The organism is Spirillospora sp. NPDC052269, assembly GCF_040679435.1.
GTDB lineage: Bacteria > Actinomycetota > Actinomycetes > Streptosporangiales > Streptosporangiaceae > Spirillospora.
In genome coordinates this window covers 77,719-92,740 of sequence record NZ_JBFAUU010000009.1, presented here as the reverse complement: position 1 = coordinate 92,740, position 15,022 = coordinate 77,719, and the positions used below count along the sequence as shown (strand labels likewise).

Here is a 15,022-nt window from a genome sequence, read left to right as displayed (position 1 = left end):
GGCTCCCCGGCCGGGCTCGAACGGTCGTCGGACGATGCAGCACTCCCATCATGCCCGCCCCGGCCCGCCGCGGGGTTCACTGGCGGTTCAGCGCCCGGCTCACCCCCGCGATCGTCGTGGACGCCAGCGTCCACCCGGCCAGGATCAGCGCGTAGGAGAGCCACTGGTAGCCGCCGTGCGGCGCGAACCGGTCCTCCTGGCCGAAGCTGATGATCGGCAGCAGCAGATCCAGGGAGTACGCGAACGCGTTGAACGGCGGGTGCTCGTCCGCCTTCAGCGGCGGCGGGTGGTGCGTCGCGAACACCGCCGCCCCGACCGCCCACAGCGCCGCCAGCCAGGCCGCCGCGCGCAGCGGACGGTACCCGTACCCGATCGTCCAGTCCTGGAGGTATCCCCAGACGCGGCCGTACCAGGGGCGCGTCCGGCGGTAGTGCCGGTGCTTCGCGATCTGGACGTTCCGGGCGCCCTTCTCGTCCCCGACCCGGCGGTAGTACGCCGCGAGCTGCTCGTAGGAGTGCGGCACGTACCCGGCCTTGTCCCGCAGGAACACCTCGATGCGGGCGCGCGCGGGCAGCCGGGGCGTCAGCGAGGTGTAGTTCAGCCCGTCCAGGTACACCGACTCCGGCCACATGTGCGGCGGCATGTTCAGCAGCCTGACGGACGTGCGGCGCAGGTTCACCAGGCCCTCGATCGAGGTGCCGCCGCCCCCGAACCAGATCTCGCCGACCGTGCAGCCGCTCGCCCGCAGCGCCACATCGCCCGGGTTCGACAGCTTCGCGTGCCAGAGGCTGAGCTGCCCGCCGATCCTCGTGCCGCGCAGGTTGACCCGCCCGTGCGCGCGCAGCTGGTTGCACCGGACGTCGTTCTCGACCGTCGCCGTCTTGCCGTCCAGGCAGGTGTCGCCCGGATTGCTCAGCACGGCGTCCTCGAGGTTGAGCATGCCCGCGATACGGGCGCCGCGCAGTGTGATCCGGCCGTGCGCCTGGAGGCCGGGAGCCCACACGTCGTCCCTGAACGTCGTGTGGTTGAGGTGCAGGATGTCCTTCTCCAGGCGGACGTCCGGCTCGCCGAGACGGGCGCGTTCCATGAAGAGCACCCCGTCGACCTGCGCGCCGCCGAGTTCGATCGGACCGGAGACCACGCAGTCGGTGAGGCGCAGGACGCCCGCGACCCGGATCGTCGCCGCCTCCAGTCCCGGCAGGTACGACCTGCTCAGGTTCACCTTCCGGAGGTGGCCGCCGTGCAGCGTCGGGACGCGCTCGAAGTGGCAGCCCCAGAGCCGGATGGGATGCTCGACGGTCGCGTACCTGAGGTTCAGCGTCCCGACGATCCGGACGCCGCTCACACGCAGGGCCGAAATCTCACCGTCCCGTCGCGGGCCGTCCAGCAGGAGGGCGCGCAGGACCGACGCCCGGACGGTCCGCTCCGGTCCCCAGGACGCCCCGGACGACGCGTCCTCGTCGGGGGAGACGCGGAAGTCGACCTCCTCGCCCCGCGCGAACGCCCGCCAGACCCGCCGCTCCGCCCGCGACAACTCGCTCCGCCGCACGCCCGCCCCTTTCGCGGGGAACCGTCCCCAGTGACATGGACGGCATATCGGACGCCGGCGTTCCGCGCCAGCGGATCTCCGGACGAGTCCAGGGCTCCCGGGCACACGAAAAGAACCCCACGCCGCGCGGGCGGGGATTCAGGGGAGGCGGGGCGGCGCTATGCCCCGGGGCCGTCCGGCATGGGACGGACCCCGGGGTGCCGCTTCAGGACGCGGACTTCTCCTCGTCCGACGCGGGCGTCGCGGAGCCCACCGGGGCTGCGGTCGGCTCGGACTCGTGGTCCTGGTTGCCCTGGGACGGCCAGGTGTCGAGCCGGGTGCGGCGGGGATTGGCCAGAGCGGCGCTCATCGTTGTCTTCGTCCTCCCGTGGTCCCGTCCGTCGCCGGTGTGGTTCGCCGGCGGTGGGACGGAAGTGAGTACAGCGAACAGATTTTCGCGGATGACCCCGTCCACATCGCAATTTGGTCTAGACCTGCGGTCCACCGGGAGTCCGGACAAACTTGATCATTTAGGTATGGACCGGCGCTGGGGCGCTCCCTAGGCTCGCTCACGACGACCCACAGTGACGACGTGAGCGAGGACGAGCATGACCACCGCCCCGCAGGTTCCCGACATCCTGTCGCCGGAGTTCGCGGCCGACCCCTACGCCGCCTACGCCGCCTACCGGGAGGAGGCGCCGCTGCTGTGGCACGAGCCCATGCAGAGCTACATCGTCTCCCGCCACGAGGACGTCACCCGGGTCTTCAAGGACCAGGTCTTCACCACGGCGAACTACGACTGGCAGCTGGAACCCGTCCACGGCCGGACGATCCTGCAGCTCAGCGGCCGTGAGCACGCCGTCCGCCGCGCCCTGGTCGCGCCCGCGTTCCGCGGCAGCGAACTGGAGTCCCGCTTCCTGCCGGTGATCGAGCGCAACTCCGCCGAGCTCATCGACGCCTTCCGCCGGGACGGACACGTCGACCTCGTCGCGCAGTACTCCACCCACTTCCCGATCCGCGTGATCGTCGACATGCTCGGCCTGGACCGCGCCGACCACGCCCGGTTCCAGCAGTGGTACACCTCGATCATCGCGTTCCTGGGCAACCTCACCCAGGACCCGGACGTCGCCGCGGCGGGCGAGCGCACCCGCGTCGAGCTGGCCGAGTACATGATCCCGATCATCCGGGAGCGCCGCGCGAACCCCGGCGATGACCTGCTGTCCACGCTCTGCTCCGCCGAGATCGACGGCACCGCCATGAGCGACGAGGACATCAAGTCCTTCGTCTCGCTGCTGCTCGCCGCGGGCGGCGAGACCACCGACAAGGCGATCTCCGCCGTCTTCGCGAACCTGCTCACCCACCCCGACCAGCTGGACGCCGTCCGCAAGGACCGCACGCTGATCCCGCGCGCCTTCGCCGAGACCCTCCGCCACACCCCGCCCGTCCACATGATCATGCGCCAGCCGTCCGAGGACGTCGAGATCGCCGGCGGCACGATCGAGGCGGGCAGGACCGTCACCGCCCTCATCGGCGCCGCCAACCGCGACCCCGGCCGCTACGCGAACCCCGACGCGTTCGACCTCTTCCGCGACGACCTCTCCGCCGACACCGCCTTCTCCGCCGCCGCCGACCACCTGGCCTTCGCCCTCGGCCGCCACTTCTGCGTCGGCGCCCTCCTCGCCAAGACCGAGGTCGAGGTCGGCGTCAACCAGCTCCTGGACACCATGCCCGACGTCCGCGTGGCGGACGGCCACACCCCCACCGAGCAGGGCCTCTTCACCCGAGGCCCCGCCGAACTCCCCTTGGTCTTCACCCCGACCGCCTAGAACCCGAGCCCGGCGCTACGGGCGCAGAGCGCCCTCCGCGCCGGGCGTAGTAACCCCACCCGCGCGGAGGGACCGCCCTCCCGCGCATGATTGTGCGCCCGCGCGGGCGTGCTGCGCTCGTGTGGGCATGAAGCGCGTAGGGGAGGGCGCCCGCGCGGGGGCGTGGTGTCTGTGCTGGGGGGTTAGGGGAGGTCTAGGGGGAGGTCGGCGGTGGGGGTGAACTTGACGGGGAGGGAGTAGAGGCCGCGCATCCAGACGGACGGGCGCCATTCGAGGGCGTCCGGGGCCACCGAGAGCTCCATGTCGGGGAGGCGGTCCAGGAGGACCTCGACGGCGGTCTTGGCGATGACCTCGGCGAGTTCGGGGGCGGGGAACGGGCAGCCGTGCTCGCCGTGGCCGAAGGACATGTGGGCGCGGTTGGCGACGGGGCCGCCGAAGTCGCGGGGGGTGACGCCCGGGTCGCGGTTGGCGGCGGCGAGGCCGAGGACGAGGAGGTCGCCGCGGCGGACGCGCTGGTCGCCGACCTGACAGTCGTGGACGGCCCAGCGGCCGATGAAGTTCTGCGTCGGGGTGTCCTCCCAGAGGACCTGGTTGAGGGCGTGGGAGGCGCTGCCGCGGCCGCCCTGCATCGTGTTGGAGAACTTGTCGTCCACCAGCATCAGGCGCAGGGCGTTGCCGATCCAGTTGCCGGTCGGCTGCTGGGCGGCGGCCATGACGATGAGCAGGTCGATGACGACCTCGTCGTCGGTGAGGCCGGCGGAGTGGGCGAGGAGCCGGGACGGGACGTCCGAGCCCGGCTCGCGGTGCTTGTCGGCGACCAGCTGGACCATGCGCGCGTGGATGCGCTGGTGCGCGGCGACGGGGTCGGAGTCGACGTCGAGGGAGTCCGCGACGTCCTTGACCAGCGTGGGGATGTCGGCCTCGGGGAGGCCGAACAGGCGCGCGACGACGTGCAGCGGGATCTGGTGCGAGTACTGCTCGATCAGGTCGGCGTGGCCGTGCCCGGCGAACGTGTCGACGAGGCGGTCGGCGACCTGGCCGACCATCATGCCGAGCTCGGTGCGGTCGAAGTCGTCCAGGGCGTCCCCGACCGCGCCCGCGCGGCGCTGGTGCTCGGCGCCCTCGGCGAACATGATGGACGGCGTCCAGCCCACGTACGGCATCAGCGGCCAGTCGTCCGGGATCCGGTCCCAGGCGTTCCAGCGGCGGCAGTCGCGCGCGAACAGCTGCGGGTTCGCGGTGACGTGGTGCACCTCGCGGTAGCCGAGGACGAACCAGGCCGGGACGTCGCCGTCCAGCAGGATCGGCACGACCGGCCCGTACCGCTCGCGCAGCGACCGGTACAGCTCGGCCGGGTCGTCGGCGATCGTCGGGCCGTACAGCCGGACGGGCCGCGGGTGCCCCGGGTGGAGCGGCGCGGCGGACTCGGGGGCGGGGTCGGTCATCGCGCGTCCTCTCCGGCGGGACGGTCGTGCAGCCTGGTCAGGTGACGGACGAGCTCGATCAGCACGGTCTTGCTGGACTCGCGGAGCCGCGCGTCGCACTCGACCAGCGGGACGTGCTCGTCCAGGGCGAGCGCGGCGCGGACCTTCGGCAGCGACGGCCCGCGGTCGGCGAACCGGTTCACCGCCACCACGAACGGCATGCGGTGGTGCTCCAGCCGGTCGATGGCGTACCAGGAGTCCTCGATGCGGCGGGTGTCCACCAGGACGACCGCGCCGAGGCTGCCGGAGAACAGCTGGTCCCACAGGAACCAGAACCGCTGCTGCCCCGGCGCGCCGAACAGGTACAGCACCTGCCGGTCGTTGAGGGTGATGCGGCCGAAGTCGAACGCCACGGTCGTGGTCGTCTTCTCCGGGACGGCGTCGGCCTCGTCGATGCCCTCGCCCGCCCGCGTCATCAGCTCCTCGGTCGACAGCGGGCGGATCTCGCTCACCGACCCGACCATCGTGGTCTTGCCGACGCCGAACCCGCCCACGACGACGATCTTCAGGCCGTCGGCGGCGGTGCCGCGCAGCGGGATCTCCGCGGCGGCGGACGTCTCGGCGACGGGCGGGTCAGAGGTTGTGGAGTCCAACGAGCACCTGCTTCAGGGTTTCCAGGTCGGGGAGTTGCTCGGGTTCGGGGGCCGAGACCGGGTGGCGGACGGTGATCCGGCCGTCCGCCAGCATGTCGCGCAACAGGATCCGCACGACGCTCACCGGCAGCGCCAGGTGCGCCGACAGCTCGACCACCGCGACCGGGGCGTCGCGGCAGAGCCGCAGGATCCGCACCTGCTCCGACGACATGCCGGGGAGCGGGCCGATCTCGGCGACGACGAGCGCCACCAGGTCGAGGGACGCGTCGCGGCGTCCCCCGGTGATGGTGAAGTACCGGTCCGGGTCCTCGCGCTCGTGCCGCCGCGCGCTCATCGCCGCGCCGCGTGCCGGGGCGGGGCGGTGAGGAACGAGCCCATCTGCTCGACCAGCTCGTTCATCGAGTGGCCGACCAGGCCGACGTCGGCGTCCTCGGTGGCGACGACCGCCAGGTGCGCGCCCTCCCCGGCCGGGACGATCAGCAGGAGCCCGCCGGCGAACTCCAGCATGGACTGGCCCACGCCGAGGCCGGTGCCGAACTCGGCGGACGCGCTCAGCGAGAGGCTCTGCACGCCCGCCGCGACGGCGGACAGCTGGTCGGCCCGGTCGACGTCCAGGTCGCCGGTGAAGCAGATCTTCAGCCCGTCCTTGGACAGCACCAGCACGTGCCGCACCCCGGGGGTGCGGTCGCGCAGTCCGTCGAGCAGCCAGCTCAGGTCGCGTTCTTCGGAACTCATCGGGATCGCGGGGGGAACGCCACGGGACGTCCGCCCCTGCCTCCAATCTGTTGTGCCGGGCGGACCCGGGGATGTCCGCCGTGCGGGCGCTGGGGTGCGCGGGCGGTCACGACCGCCCCCGGTCCGGCTCGGGAGCCGGGGCGTCCGGCGGGGTGGACGCCGCGCCGTCGCCGGACGCGGACGAGGGGTCGAGGGCGGCGTCGCCCTCCGGGAGGCCCTCCTCGCCGTCCGGCGCGGCGGACGACGGGGAGCCGTCCGGCATGGGGGCGGAGCGCGGCGTGCCGTCCGCTTCGGCGGGGCCGTCGTTCCGTTGGGTGGCGATGCTCTCCAGGGCGTCCGGCGCGGTCCTGCTCTGCGGCGCCTGGGGGGCAGGGTGCCCTCCGGTGTCGCGGGCGACCGTCCGGGGTCCGCCGGTCGCCGACCGGAACGCCGCGAACCGCTCGCCGGGCGCGGGACGCCCCTCGTCCCGGCGCACCTCCGCCAGGACCGGGTCGGGGCACTTCCGCAGCGTCTCGCCACGCTGCCGCTGCGGCAGCTCGAACGAGTCGTCCCCGTCGTCGGAACCGTCGTCCGGCGACGCGACGTTCAGGGGCGTGACCGGCGTGACCGGCGTGACCGGCGTGACCGGCGTGACCGGGGACGGGGCGGAGAGGAGTTCCTCCGGCGTGTCCGGCGCGGCGATCAGTTCGGCGAGGGGGTCGGCGCCCGTGTCCGCGAGGACCGGGCGGGACGAGCCGTCCCACGGTTCGCGCAGTTCGGGCGGGAGGAGGTCCTGGCGGGGCTGGGTGACCAGCTGGCGGGGGATCAGGACGATGGCGGCGGTGCCGCCGCGCGAGGACGGCCGGAAGCTGATCCGCAGGCCGTGTTTGGCGGCGAGGCGGCCGACGACGGCGAGGCCGAGGCGGGTGCCGGGCAGCGCGGTCAGGTCGGACGGCTCGTTCACCAGGCGCTCGGCGCGGGCGCGTTCGCGCTGCCGCATGCCGAGGCCGCTGTCCTCGATGGTGACGACGATCCCCGCGTCCTCCTCCTCGACGTACACGTGTACGTCGGTGTTGTGCGCGGAGAAGGTCGCGGCGTTGTCCATGAGCTCGGCGAGGCAGTGCATGACGCCCTCGGCCGCGTACCCGGCGATCGCCGAGGTCGTGGTGAAGTGCAGCTTGACGCGGCGGTAGTCGTGGATGCGGCCCATCGCGCCGCGCAGGATCGACTCCATGACGATCGGCTTGGTCCAGCGGCGTCCGGAGCGTCCGCCCGCGAGCAGCGCGATGGAGTCAGCGATGCGTCCGGCCTGGGAGACCTCGTGGTCGATGTCGAGCAGGTCGTGGAAGACCGGGTCGTCGCCGTAGCGGTGCTCGAGGTCGCGCAGGTCGCCGAGCAGCCGGGTGCAGGCGGCCTGGATGCGGGCGGCGGCGTTCGCGCAGGACATCATCGCGGCGGCGCTGCCGCGCTCCCCGGTGGCCAGGTCGTCGACGACGCGGGCGAGCAGGCGGCGCAGCTGCGGGGACTCGGGCTCGCCGACCTCGGGCAGGACGGTCTCGGGCCCGACCCGGTCCCGGCGGATGCGCGCCACGATCACCGGCATGGCCTCGCCGACGATCCGGTCGACCTCCGCGTCCAGGCCGTCGACGACGGCCAGCGCGGACGCGGCGTCGCGCTGCCGGGCGGCGGCGTCGTGCGCGGTGAGCTGCAGGACGCGGCGCAGCCCCGGGTCCGCGGGCGGCATGATCTCGCCGAGCGCGGTGTCGGCGGGCGCGCCCGAGGCGACGCGGTGCAGCAGCGCGGGCAGCGTGGAGTCGGCGATCTCGGCGATCTGCCGTTCCAGGGGCGCCGCGCCGCCGGTCTCCGCCCGCGCGGCCTCGCGGACGCGGGACGCGAGCGCGGCGTAGTAGGCGGCGAGGGCGATCGTCACGCAGAGTGCGAGCGCGGCGGCTCCGCCCGCCCAGGCGACGACGGGACGGAGGACGTCCCCGGCCTTGAAGACGCCGTACAGCCAGGCCGCGCCGAACACGACGACGGCGACGAGCCACACCGCGAGAGCGCGTTCCAGCGGAGCGTGATCACCCCTGCGACCTGCGGGGACGGGAGCTGACATGGATCGGGTCCTCGGGGGGCGGGGTCAGGCGGGCGGCGTGCGCTCGAACCGGTTCACGTCGACGCGCGTCGACGGGGTCACGGGACGCGCGCGACCGGCCCTCCGCGACGTCGCGTCGAGCGTTCGGACACATTCCGTAGGATGCAGCACCCCGTCCGCGCGACACCACGTAATCGCGAAAATGACCGCGCACGCCATGGGCTCCGACGTTAGATGATCACGGTCGGCGACGCGAACTCACCCCCCACGCTGCGCATCCCCGCGCTCGCATGGGGTCAGCGCAGGTCGGCGGGTGGGCCGGTCGTCGCGGCACGAGGTGTTCACCGGCTCGTCCACCCGTGTTCACCTGTGGGGACGGGCGTGGCGGGCCGTCGCGAACCGGGCATTTCCGTCCAAGTCCGACGAGCGTCCGCCGGGCCGGACGAGGGCTAGAGTGTGCGCGTTCGTCCGCTCGTCGATGGAGTGTCCCGATGCGACCGTGGGTGCCGCTGGCCGGTGCGGCCGTCGCCGCCGGCGTGGTCGCGGCGGCCGTGGTGGGCGGTCAGGAGCTGATGTCCGGCGGTGGGGCGCACGCGTCCGGGACGGTCCTGGAGGCGGCGATCGGACGCTGCGGGACGGGCTGGGACCACGCGCACGCGGGGGCGCAGACGCTGCTCGTCCGCAACAGCGGTAACGCGATCGCCGAGGTCAGGCTCGTGGACCGGGCGGGAGCCGTGCACGCCGAACTCGAAGGGCTCGGCCCCGGTGTGACGCGGTCGATGCGGGTGACCCTGGGCGCGGGCGAGTACGCGCTGCGCTGCTCGGACGACAGCGCGGGCGACCCGCGCACCGGGACGTTCGTCCGGATCACCGGCGGCGGCGCGGGCGGACCGGCCGTCCCGGCGGTGAGCACGAGCGACCTCTCGGACGCGGTGTCGTCGTACTGGACGAAGGTGACCGCGGGCGTCGGCAAGGTCGCCGGGCTGACCGGGACGCTGCGCTCGGCGGTCGCGTCCGGCGACGTCGGCGAGGCGCGCCGGGCCTGGCTGCCCGCGCACCTCGCGTACGAGCGACTCGGCGCAGCGTACGGGACGTTCGGCGACTTCGACGGCGAGATCAACGGACGTCCGGACGGGCTGCCGGGCGGCGTCCACGACTCCGGCTGGACGGGTTTCCACCGGCTCGAGTACGGGTTGTGGCACGGCGAGAGCCCGTCCTCGCTCGGACGCGTCGCCGACCGGCTCGACAAGGACGTCCGCGCCCTCCAGGCCGATCTGCCGCAGCAGCGCATCGATCCGGCCGACCTTCCCCTGCGCGCGCACGAGATCCTCGAAGGGACGCTCCGGTTCGAACTGACCGGCGAGGCCGACCAGGGCAGCGGCACCTCGCTGCGGACGGCGGCGGCGAACGTCGAGGGCACGCGGCTCGTGCTCGATTCGCTGCGTCCCGTCCTGCGCTCCCGGTACGCGGCGCTGCCCCAGGTGGACGCGTGGCTCGCCCGCCTGGACGCGCAGCTCAAGGGGCATACGTCGCTGTCGGAGCTGTCCGCCGCCGAGCGCCGCCGCCTGAACGGCACGACCGGCCAGGCACTCGAACTGCTGGCCCCTGTCGCCGAGATCGCCGCGCCCCGCCGCACTTCATGACCGTTCCACGACTTCATGACCGTTCCTTTCGCACGGTGTCCCGGAGGGTGACGTGACCGATCGCCGATCGTTTCTGCGCGGGGCGTTCGCCGCCGGTGTGGGCGGTGCCGCCGCCGCGTCCGTGTCCGGGGCCGCCGCGCCGGAGGCGGAGAAGCGCAGCGCGCTGCGCGGGTTCCACGGCGTGCACCAGGCGGGCGTGGAGGAGTCGCCGCTGCCCCGGACGGCCGTCGTCGCGTTCGACGTGATCGCGGAGAACCGGCGCGAGCTGACCGACCTGATGCGGACGATCACCGACCGGGCGCGCGCGCTCACCTCGGGCGGCGTCCCGGACGGCGCGGGCATCACCGCGCCGCCGACCGACTCCGGCGTGCTCGGACCGGCCGTCCCCGGGGGAAACCTGCTGGTCACGGCGGGTGTCGGGGCGTCGCTGTTCGACGGGCGGTTCGGGCTGGCGGCACGCCGTCCGGCGCGGCTGACCACGATGCCGACCTTCCCGAACGACGCGCTCGACCCGGCGTGGTGCCACGGCGACCTCAGCCTCCAGCTGTCCGCGCGCGACGAGGACACGGTCGTGCACGCGCTGCGCGACATCGCCCGGCACACCCGCGGCGCGGCGCAGATCCGCTGGAGGATCGACGGGTTCGTCAGCCCGCCGCGTCCGTCCGGCACCCCGCGCAACCTGCTCGGATTCCGTGACGGCACCGCCAATCCCGCGCCCGCCGACCTCGGCCGCCTCGTCTGGACGGCGGACGGCGGCACGTTCCTGGTCGTCCGGCTGATCCGGATGCTGGTCGAGTTCTGGGACCGGGTCGGCATCTCCGAGCAGGAGCGGATCATCGGCCGCGCCCGCGACACCGGCGCGCCGCTGGACGGGAACGGCGAGTTCGACCCGCCGAGGTTCACCGCCGACCCGATCGGCAAGATCATCCCGCTGACCAGCCACATCCGGCTCGCGAACCCGCGCACCGCGCAGTCCGCGGGCGGCCGGATCCTGCGCCGCGGCTTCAACTACGACCGCGGCGTGGACGCGGCGGGCGACCTCGACATGGGCCTGGTGTTCACCTGCTACCAGCGCGACATCCCGTCCCAGTTCGAGGCCGTCCAGCACCGCCTCAAGGACGAGCCGCTCGTCGACTACGTCCGTCCGTTCGGCGGTGGGTACTTCCTCGTCCTGCCGGGCGTCCGTGACGGCGGCGACTTCCTCGGGCGTGCGCTGCTCACCTGACCCGCCGGCACGTTGCGGAAGGTAAGAACTTCGCTTGCCGAATTAACCTTTCGCTAACCTTCCTCGAAGAGTCATCTGCCCGTTTTGTGCTGGTCACCCGCGTGTCACCTGCGGCCCTTGAGTTCGTCGCCCCGCGCTGGTTGGGTACCGCCCGGAGATCAATTCGGCGAACGGCTTCGACCCCCTGTGAGAAGGTCGGCGGCCGCGACCCGTTCAGGAGGAAGAATGACCCCCGGCAATTGGACCAGGAGGCGCTCCGCCATCGCGGTCGCCGCCGGCGCGCTCGCGCTCACGACCGCCGCCGCCTGCGGCACGACCGCGGGGCACGGCACGTCCCTGACGGCGGCCGAGACGTTCACCGACGCGTCCCGGACGAGCACCGCGACGCCCATCAAGCACGTGGTCGTGCTGTTCCAGGAGAACAACTCCTTCGACCACTACTTCGGCACGTACCCGAAGGCGGCGAACACCGACGGCACGAAGTTCACCGCCGCGCGGAGGACGCCGCGCGTGAACGGCCTGACCAAGAGCCTGCTCACGCACAACCCGAACCAGTACGACCCGAAGCGGCTGACGCCGAAGCAGGCGCTCACCTGCGACCAGGACCACACCTACGGCAGTGAGCAGAAGGCGCTCAACGGCGGGAGGATGGACAAGTTCGTCCAGTCCACCGAGAAGGACAAGTGCACCGGGCAGCCGGTCATCTTCGGTGAGCCCGGCCTGGTCATGGACTACTACGACGGCAACACCGTCACCGCGCTGTGGAACTACGCGCAGCACTACTCCATGAGCGACAACTCGTGGGACACGGTGTTCGGCCCGTCCTCGCCCGGCGCGATCAACCTGGTCTCGGGGCAGACGCACGGCATCCGCGCCGTGGACAACAAGACCCACCAGCCGGTCACCGACTCCTACGTCGTCCAGTCGCCCGACAAGGACGGCGTCGGGACGATGACCAACGACCCGCAGCCCGCGTTCGACGACTGCTCGGCGAAGAACCACACCGCGACCAACAACCTGGGCGCGTTCGACGGGCGCAACGTCGGCGACCTGATGAACAAGCGGAAGGTCACCTGGGGCTGGTTCCAGGGCGGGTTCAAGCCGACCGGCAAGAACGGCTCCTACGCGGCCTGCGACGCCAGCCACCCGAACGTCGGCGGCATCGCGTCCACCGACTACATCCCGCACCACGAGCCGTTCCAGTACTACAAGTCGACGGCGAACGAGAAGCACCTGCCGCCGACCTCGGTCGCCAAGATCGGCCACCAGGACCAGGCGAACCACCAGTACGACCTGACCGACTTCGACGCCGCGCTCCAGGCGGGCAACCTTCCGTCGGTCAGCTTCGTCAAGGCGGGCGCCTACCAGGACGGCCACGCGGGCTACTCCGACCCGCTGGACGAGCAGCGCTTCCTGGTCAACTACATCAACGCGATCCAGAAGTCGAAGTTCTGGAAGGACACCGCGGTCGTCGTCGCCTACGACGACTCTGACGGCTGGTACGACCACCAGAAGCCGCGTCTCCTGAACGGCTCCGACGACGCCTCGGTCGACTCCGCGCTGTGCGGAAAGGCCCCCGCGGCGGCCGGCGGCTACAAGGACCGCTGCGGCCCGTCCCAGCGTCTCCCGCTGCTGGTCATCTCGCCCTTCAGCAAGGTGAACCACGTCGACCACACCTACAGCGAGCAGACGTCGGTGCTGCGGTTCATCGAGGACAACTGGGGCCTCGGCCGCATCGGCGACCACTCCTTCGACACGCGCTCGGCCGGCCTGAAGGGGCTGTTCGACTTCAGGCACGCGCGTGCCGGAAAGCTGCTCCTCGACCCCACGACGGGCGCCCGCGCCTGACCCCACCGCTCCCAGCGGTCCCCTGAACGCCCGCCCCCGCCGTCCGCCTCCCCGGACGACGGGGGCGGTCGCTCGTTCTGACGGGCGTGGGGTGGCGCCGGACGGCGGGGGCGAATACCGCTTCCGGAACGTTGTCTCTTCTGGTAATTCCAGGGCTATGCGCTGGTTCCCCCTCTGCGTTCTGGTCGCCGGTTCGGTCGTTCTCGGCGCTTCCGCATCGGCTGCGGCCTCGCCCGCGGCGCCCCCGTCCTCGGAACGTGTTCGGTCGTATGCGGTCAGCCTGGATCTCAGCGCGGACGGGGTGCTGAACGTCCACGAGGACATCGGGTACGACTTCGGGAACTCGCCAGGACGGCATGGCATCGAGCGGGAGATCCCGACGAAGCGGGTGAAGATCGGCGACGTGCGGGTGCACAGCGCCGACGCGCCCGCCGTCAGCCGGATCACGCGGAAGAAGAACCTGCTGGACGTCCGGATCGGGGATCCGGCGACGGCGGTGTCCGGGGTGCGGCACTACATGATCGACTACGACGTCCGGAACGTGGTCGCCTCGGACACGCTCGACTGGAACGCGATCGGCACCGAGTGGTCCGTCCCGATCGACGTCGCGACCGTCGTGCTGAAGGGGCCGGCCGCATACCGGTCGCTCGGCTGCCAGGCCGGTCCGGCGGGCGCGATGAAGCCGTGCAAGGGCATGTGGAACACGGGCGGCGGGAGCGCGGCGTTCGGGCAGAGCATGGGCGCGCGGGAGGGGCTGACCGTCCGCGCGAAGTTCCCGTCCGGGACGATCCGGAACCAGCGATCCGACGGGTTCGCGTGGAAGGTCGGTGTTCCCGGGCTGGTGGCGCTAGGGCTGGCGCTGCTGTTCGGGCTCGGTGGGTGCGGCCTGCTGCTGGTCGAAGGGTGGCGGCGTCAGGGGCTGCGCCCCTTCGTGACGCGCGAGGAGGCGCCTCCGGTCGAGATCGGGAGCATCCCGAACGTGGCCGAACCGGGCGACCCGCTTTCGGTTCTGGCGCTCGACCTGGCCGTCCGGGGGCATGTGCGCATCGCGGACGACGGTCGGCACGTCATGGTGACCCGCGTCGGCTCCGCGACGGACGCTCTTGAGTTCGACTACGAACGGGCCTTCATGGAGGTGCTCTCCGACGTCGGGGGCTCGGTCGAGGTCGGGCCGGACGAGCCCGAACCGGTCAAGCCGCCGCGGGCCAAGAAAACCAAGCGGGCCGTCAAGGCGGCCCTGTCGGGAGGCGCGGCAAAGGCCAAGGTCCGGGCGGAGAAGCGGGCGCGGTTCAAGCCGGTCGAGCAGCAGATTCTTCAAGCGAGCCGTGAGCGCGGACGCCGGTACCAGCGCTCCTGGATGGCCCGGTTCAGGCGGATCGTCCTGCCCGCGTGCTGGCTCGTGGGGATCGTCGGAGCCGTCCTGATCGTGGTCGAAGCCTGGGCGGACGGCCGGTACGGCGATCTCGCGGCGACCGGGACCGCGCTCGTCGTCATCGCCGTAGTGTTCGCGTGGCTCCGGCCTGTGAGCCCCCTCACGCGCGTGGGGCAGGAGCTGAGCATCCGCCACCAGGGTTTCATCAACCTGCTGTGGTACCAGCGCGAGGACGACGACACCGCCGGCGACGAGAGGCACTTCGCCCTCCACGCCGCCTGGGACGCGGGCTTGTGGATGGTGGCCTTCCACCGCGCCCGCTCGGCCAACGACACGCTGCCGTCCTGGTACTCCTACACCGGCGACCCGGCCCAGGCCGAGGACCGGTTCAGCGCGCTGCGCCACATGTTCGCCGGGAAATACGTGGCGCCTCGCCGGACTCGTCCGGCGCCACACAGGTCGAGACCGTCGTCCGGCGGCTACCGCAGGAGCGGGGGCGGCTGGGGCGGCCACGACAACGGCGGCGGCTGGTCCGGCGGCGGCGGCCACGGCGGAGGCGGCCACGGCGACGGCGGCGGAGGCGGCCACTCCTGGTGACCCGGTCAGAGGGGGAGTGACCCGCCGTCCATCCAGCGCGAAAGAAACGGACCCCTGACCGCATCCGGTCAGGGGTCCGTGGCTCCCCGGAGGGAGTGGT

The 15,022-nt window shown here is 72.4% G+C and carries 12 protein-coding genes; 5 read left to right on the top strand and 7 right to left on the bottom strand.

Annotated elements, in window-relative coordinates:
* Positions 1–76: 76 nt before the first annotated feature.
* Complete coding sequence (locus AB0L06_RS20450; RefSeq protein ID WP_500232615.1) at positions 77–1,549, bottom strand: hypothetical protein; 1,473 nt, start codon at positions 1,547–1,549, stop codon at positions 77–79.
* Between the two features lie 205 nt (positions 1,550–1,754).
* Positions 1,755–1,898, bottom strand: a complete 144-nt coding sequence (locus AB0L06_RS20445) for a hypothetical protein (protein WP_500232614.1) — start codon at positions 1,896–1,898, stop codon at positions 1,755–1,757.
* A 238-nt stretch (positions 1,899–2,136) separates the two neighbouring features.
* On the opposite strand from AB0L06_RS20445, the gene AB0L06_RS20440 reads away from it, so the two are divergent.
* Positions 2,137–3,354 (top strand): cytochrome P450, encoded by a 1,218-nt coding sequence (locus AB0L06_RS20440; protein WP_500232613.1) that lies wholly within the window; start codon positions 2,137–2,139, stop codon positions 3,352–3,354.
* A 182-nt stretch (positions 3,355–3,536) separates the two neighbouring features.
* Here the strand turns inward: AB0L06_RS20440 and AB0L06_RS20435 are convergent, their stop codons facing one another.
* The 5 genes from AB0L06_RS20435 to AB0L06_RS20415 form a co-directional block, all read right to left on the bottom strand.
* Positions 3,537–4,799: a cytochrome P450 gene (locus AB0L06_RS20435; RefSeq protein WP_500232612.1), complete on the bottom strand. Its 1,263-nt coding sequence runs from the start codon at positions 4,797–4,799 to the stop codon at positions 3,537–3,539.
* Entirely contained in the window at positions 4,796–5,431 is a 636-nt protein-coding gene (locus AB0L06_RS20430; protein ID WP_500232611.1) for a GTP-binding protein, read from the bottom strand. The genes AB0L06_RS20435 and AB0L06_RS20430 overlap by 4 nt, the downstream gene beginning before the upstream one ends.
* Entirely contained in the window at positions 5,412–5,765 is a 354-nt protein-coding gene (locus tag AB0L06_RS20425) for a DUF742 domain-containing protein (RefSeq protein WP_500232610.1), read from the bottom strand. Before AB0L06_RS20425 ends, AB0L06_RS20430 begins: the two co-directional genes overlap by 20 nt.
* Positions 5,762–6,166 carry a roadblock/LC7 domain-containing protein gene (locus AB0L06_RS20420; RefSeq protein ID WP_500232609.1) on the bottom strand — a complete coding sequence of 135 codons (405 nt, stop codon included), beginning with the start codon at positions 6,164–6,166 and terminating at the stop codon, positions 5,762–5,764. Before AB0L06_RS20420 ends, AB0L06_RS20425 begins: the two co-directional genes overlap by 4 nt.
* Before the next feature lie 106 nt (positions 6,167–6,272).
* Complete coding sequence (locus tag AB0L06_RS20415) at positions 6,273–8,258, bottom strand: sensor histidine kinase (protein ID WP_500232608.1); 1,986 nt, start codon at positions 8,256–8,258, stop codon at positions 6,273–6,275.
* A 470-nt stretch (positions 8,259–8,728) separates the two neighbouring features.
* Here AB0L06_RS20415 and AB0L06_RS20410 point away from each other — a divergent pair, with 470 nt between their 5' ends.
* The 4 genes from AB0L06_RS20410 to AB0L06_RS20395 all read left to right on the top strand — a co-directional run bounded on the left by AB0L06_RS20410 (position 8,729) and on the right by AB0L06_RS20395 (position 14,922).
* The gene (locus AB0L06_RS20410; RefSeq protein WP_500232607.1) at positions 8,729–9,880 is read left to right on the top strand and encodes an EfeM/EfeO family lipoprotein; all 1,152 of its coding nucleotides are present in this window, start codon (positions 8,729–8,731) and stop codon (positions 9,878–9,880) included.
* A gap of 52 nt (positions 9,881–9,932) precedes the next feature.
* Positions 9,933–11,105, top strand: a complete 1,173-nt coding sequence (locus tag AB0L06_RS20405; RefSeq protein ID WP_500232606.1) for a Dyp-type peroxidase — start codon at positions 9,933–9,935, stop codon at positions 11,103–11,105.
* A gap of 225 nt (positions 11,106–11,330) precedes the next feature.
* On the top strand, positions 11,331–12,953 hold the full coding sequence (locus AB0L06_RS20400; RefSeq protein ID WP_500232605.1) for a phospholipase C: 1,623 nt from the start codon (positions 11,331–11,333) through the stop codon (positions 12,951–12,953).
* 157 nt (positions 12,954–13,110) lie between these two features.
* The gene (locus tag AB0L06_RS20395; protein WP_500232604.1) at positions 13,111–14,922 is read left to right on the top strand and encodes a DUF2207 domain-containing protein; all 1,812 of its coding nucleotides are present in this window, start codon (positions 13,111–13,113) and stop codon (positions 14,920–14,922) included.
* Positions 14,923–15,022 lie beyond the last annotated feature (100 nt).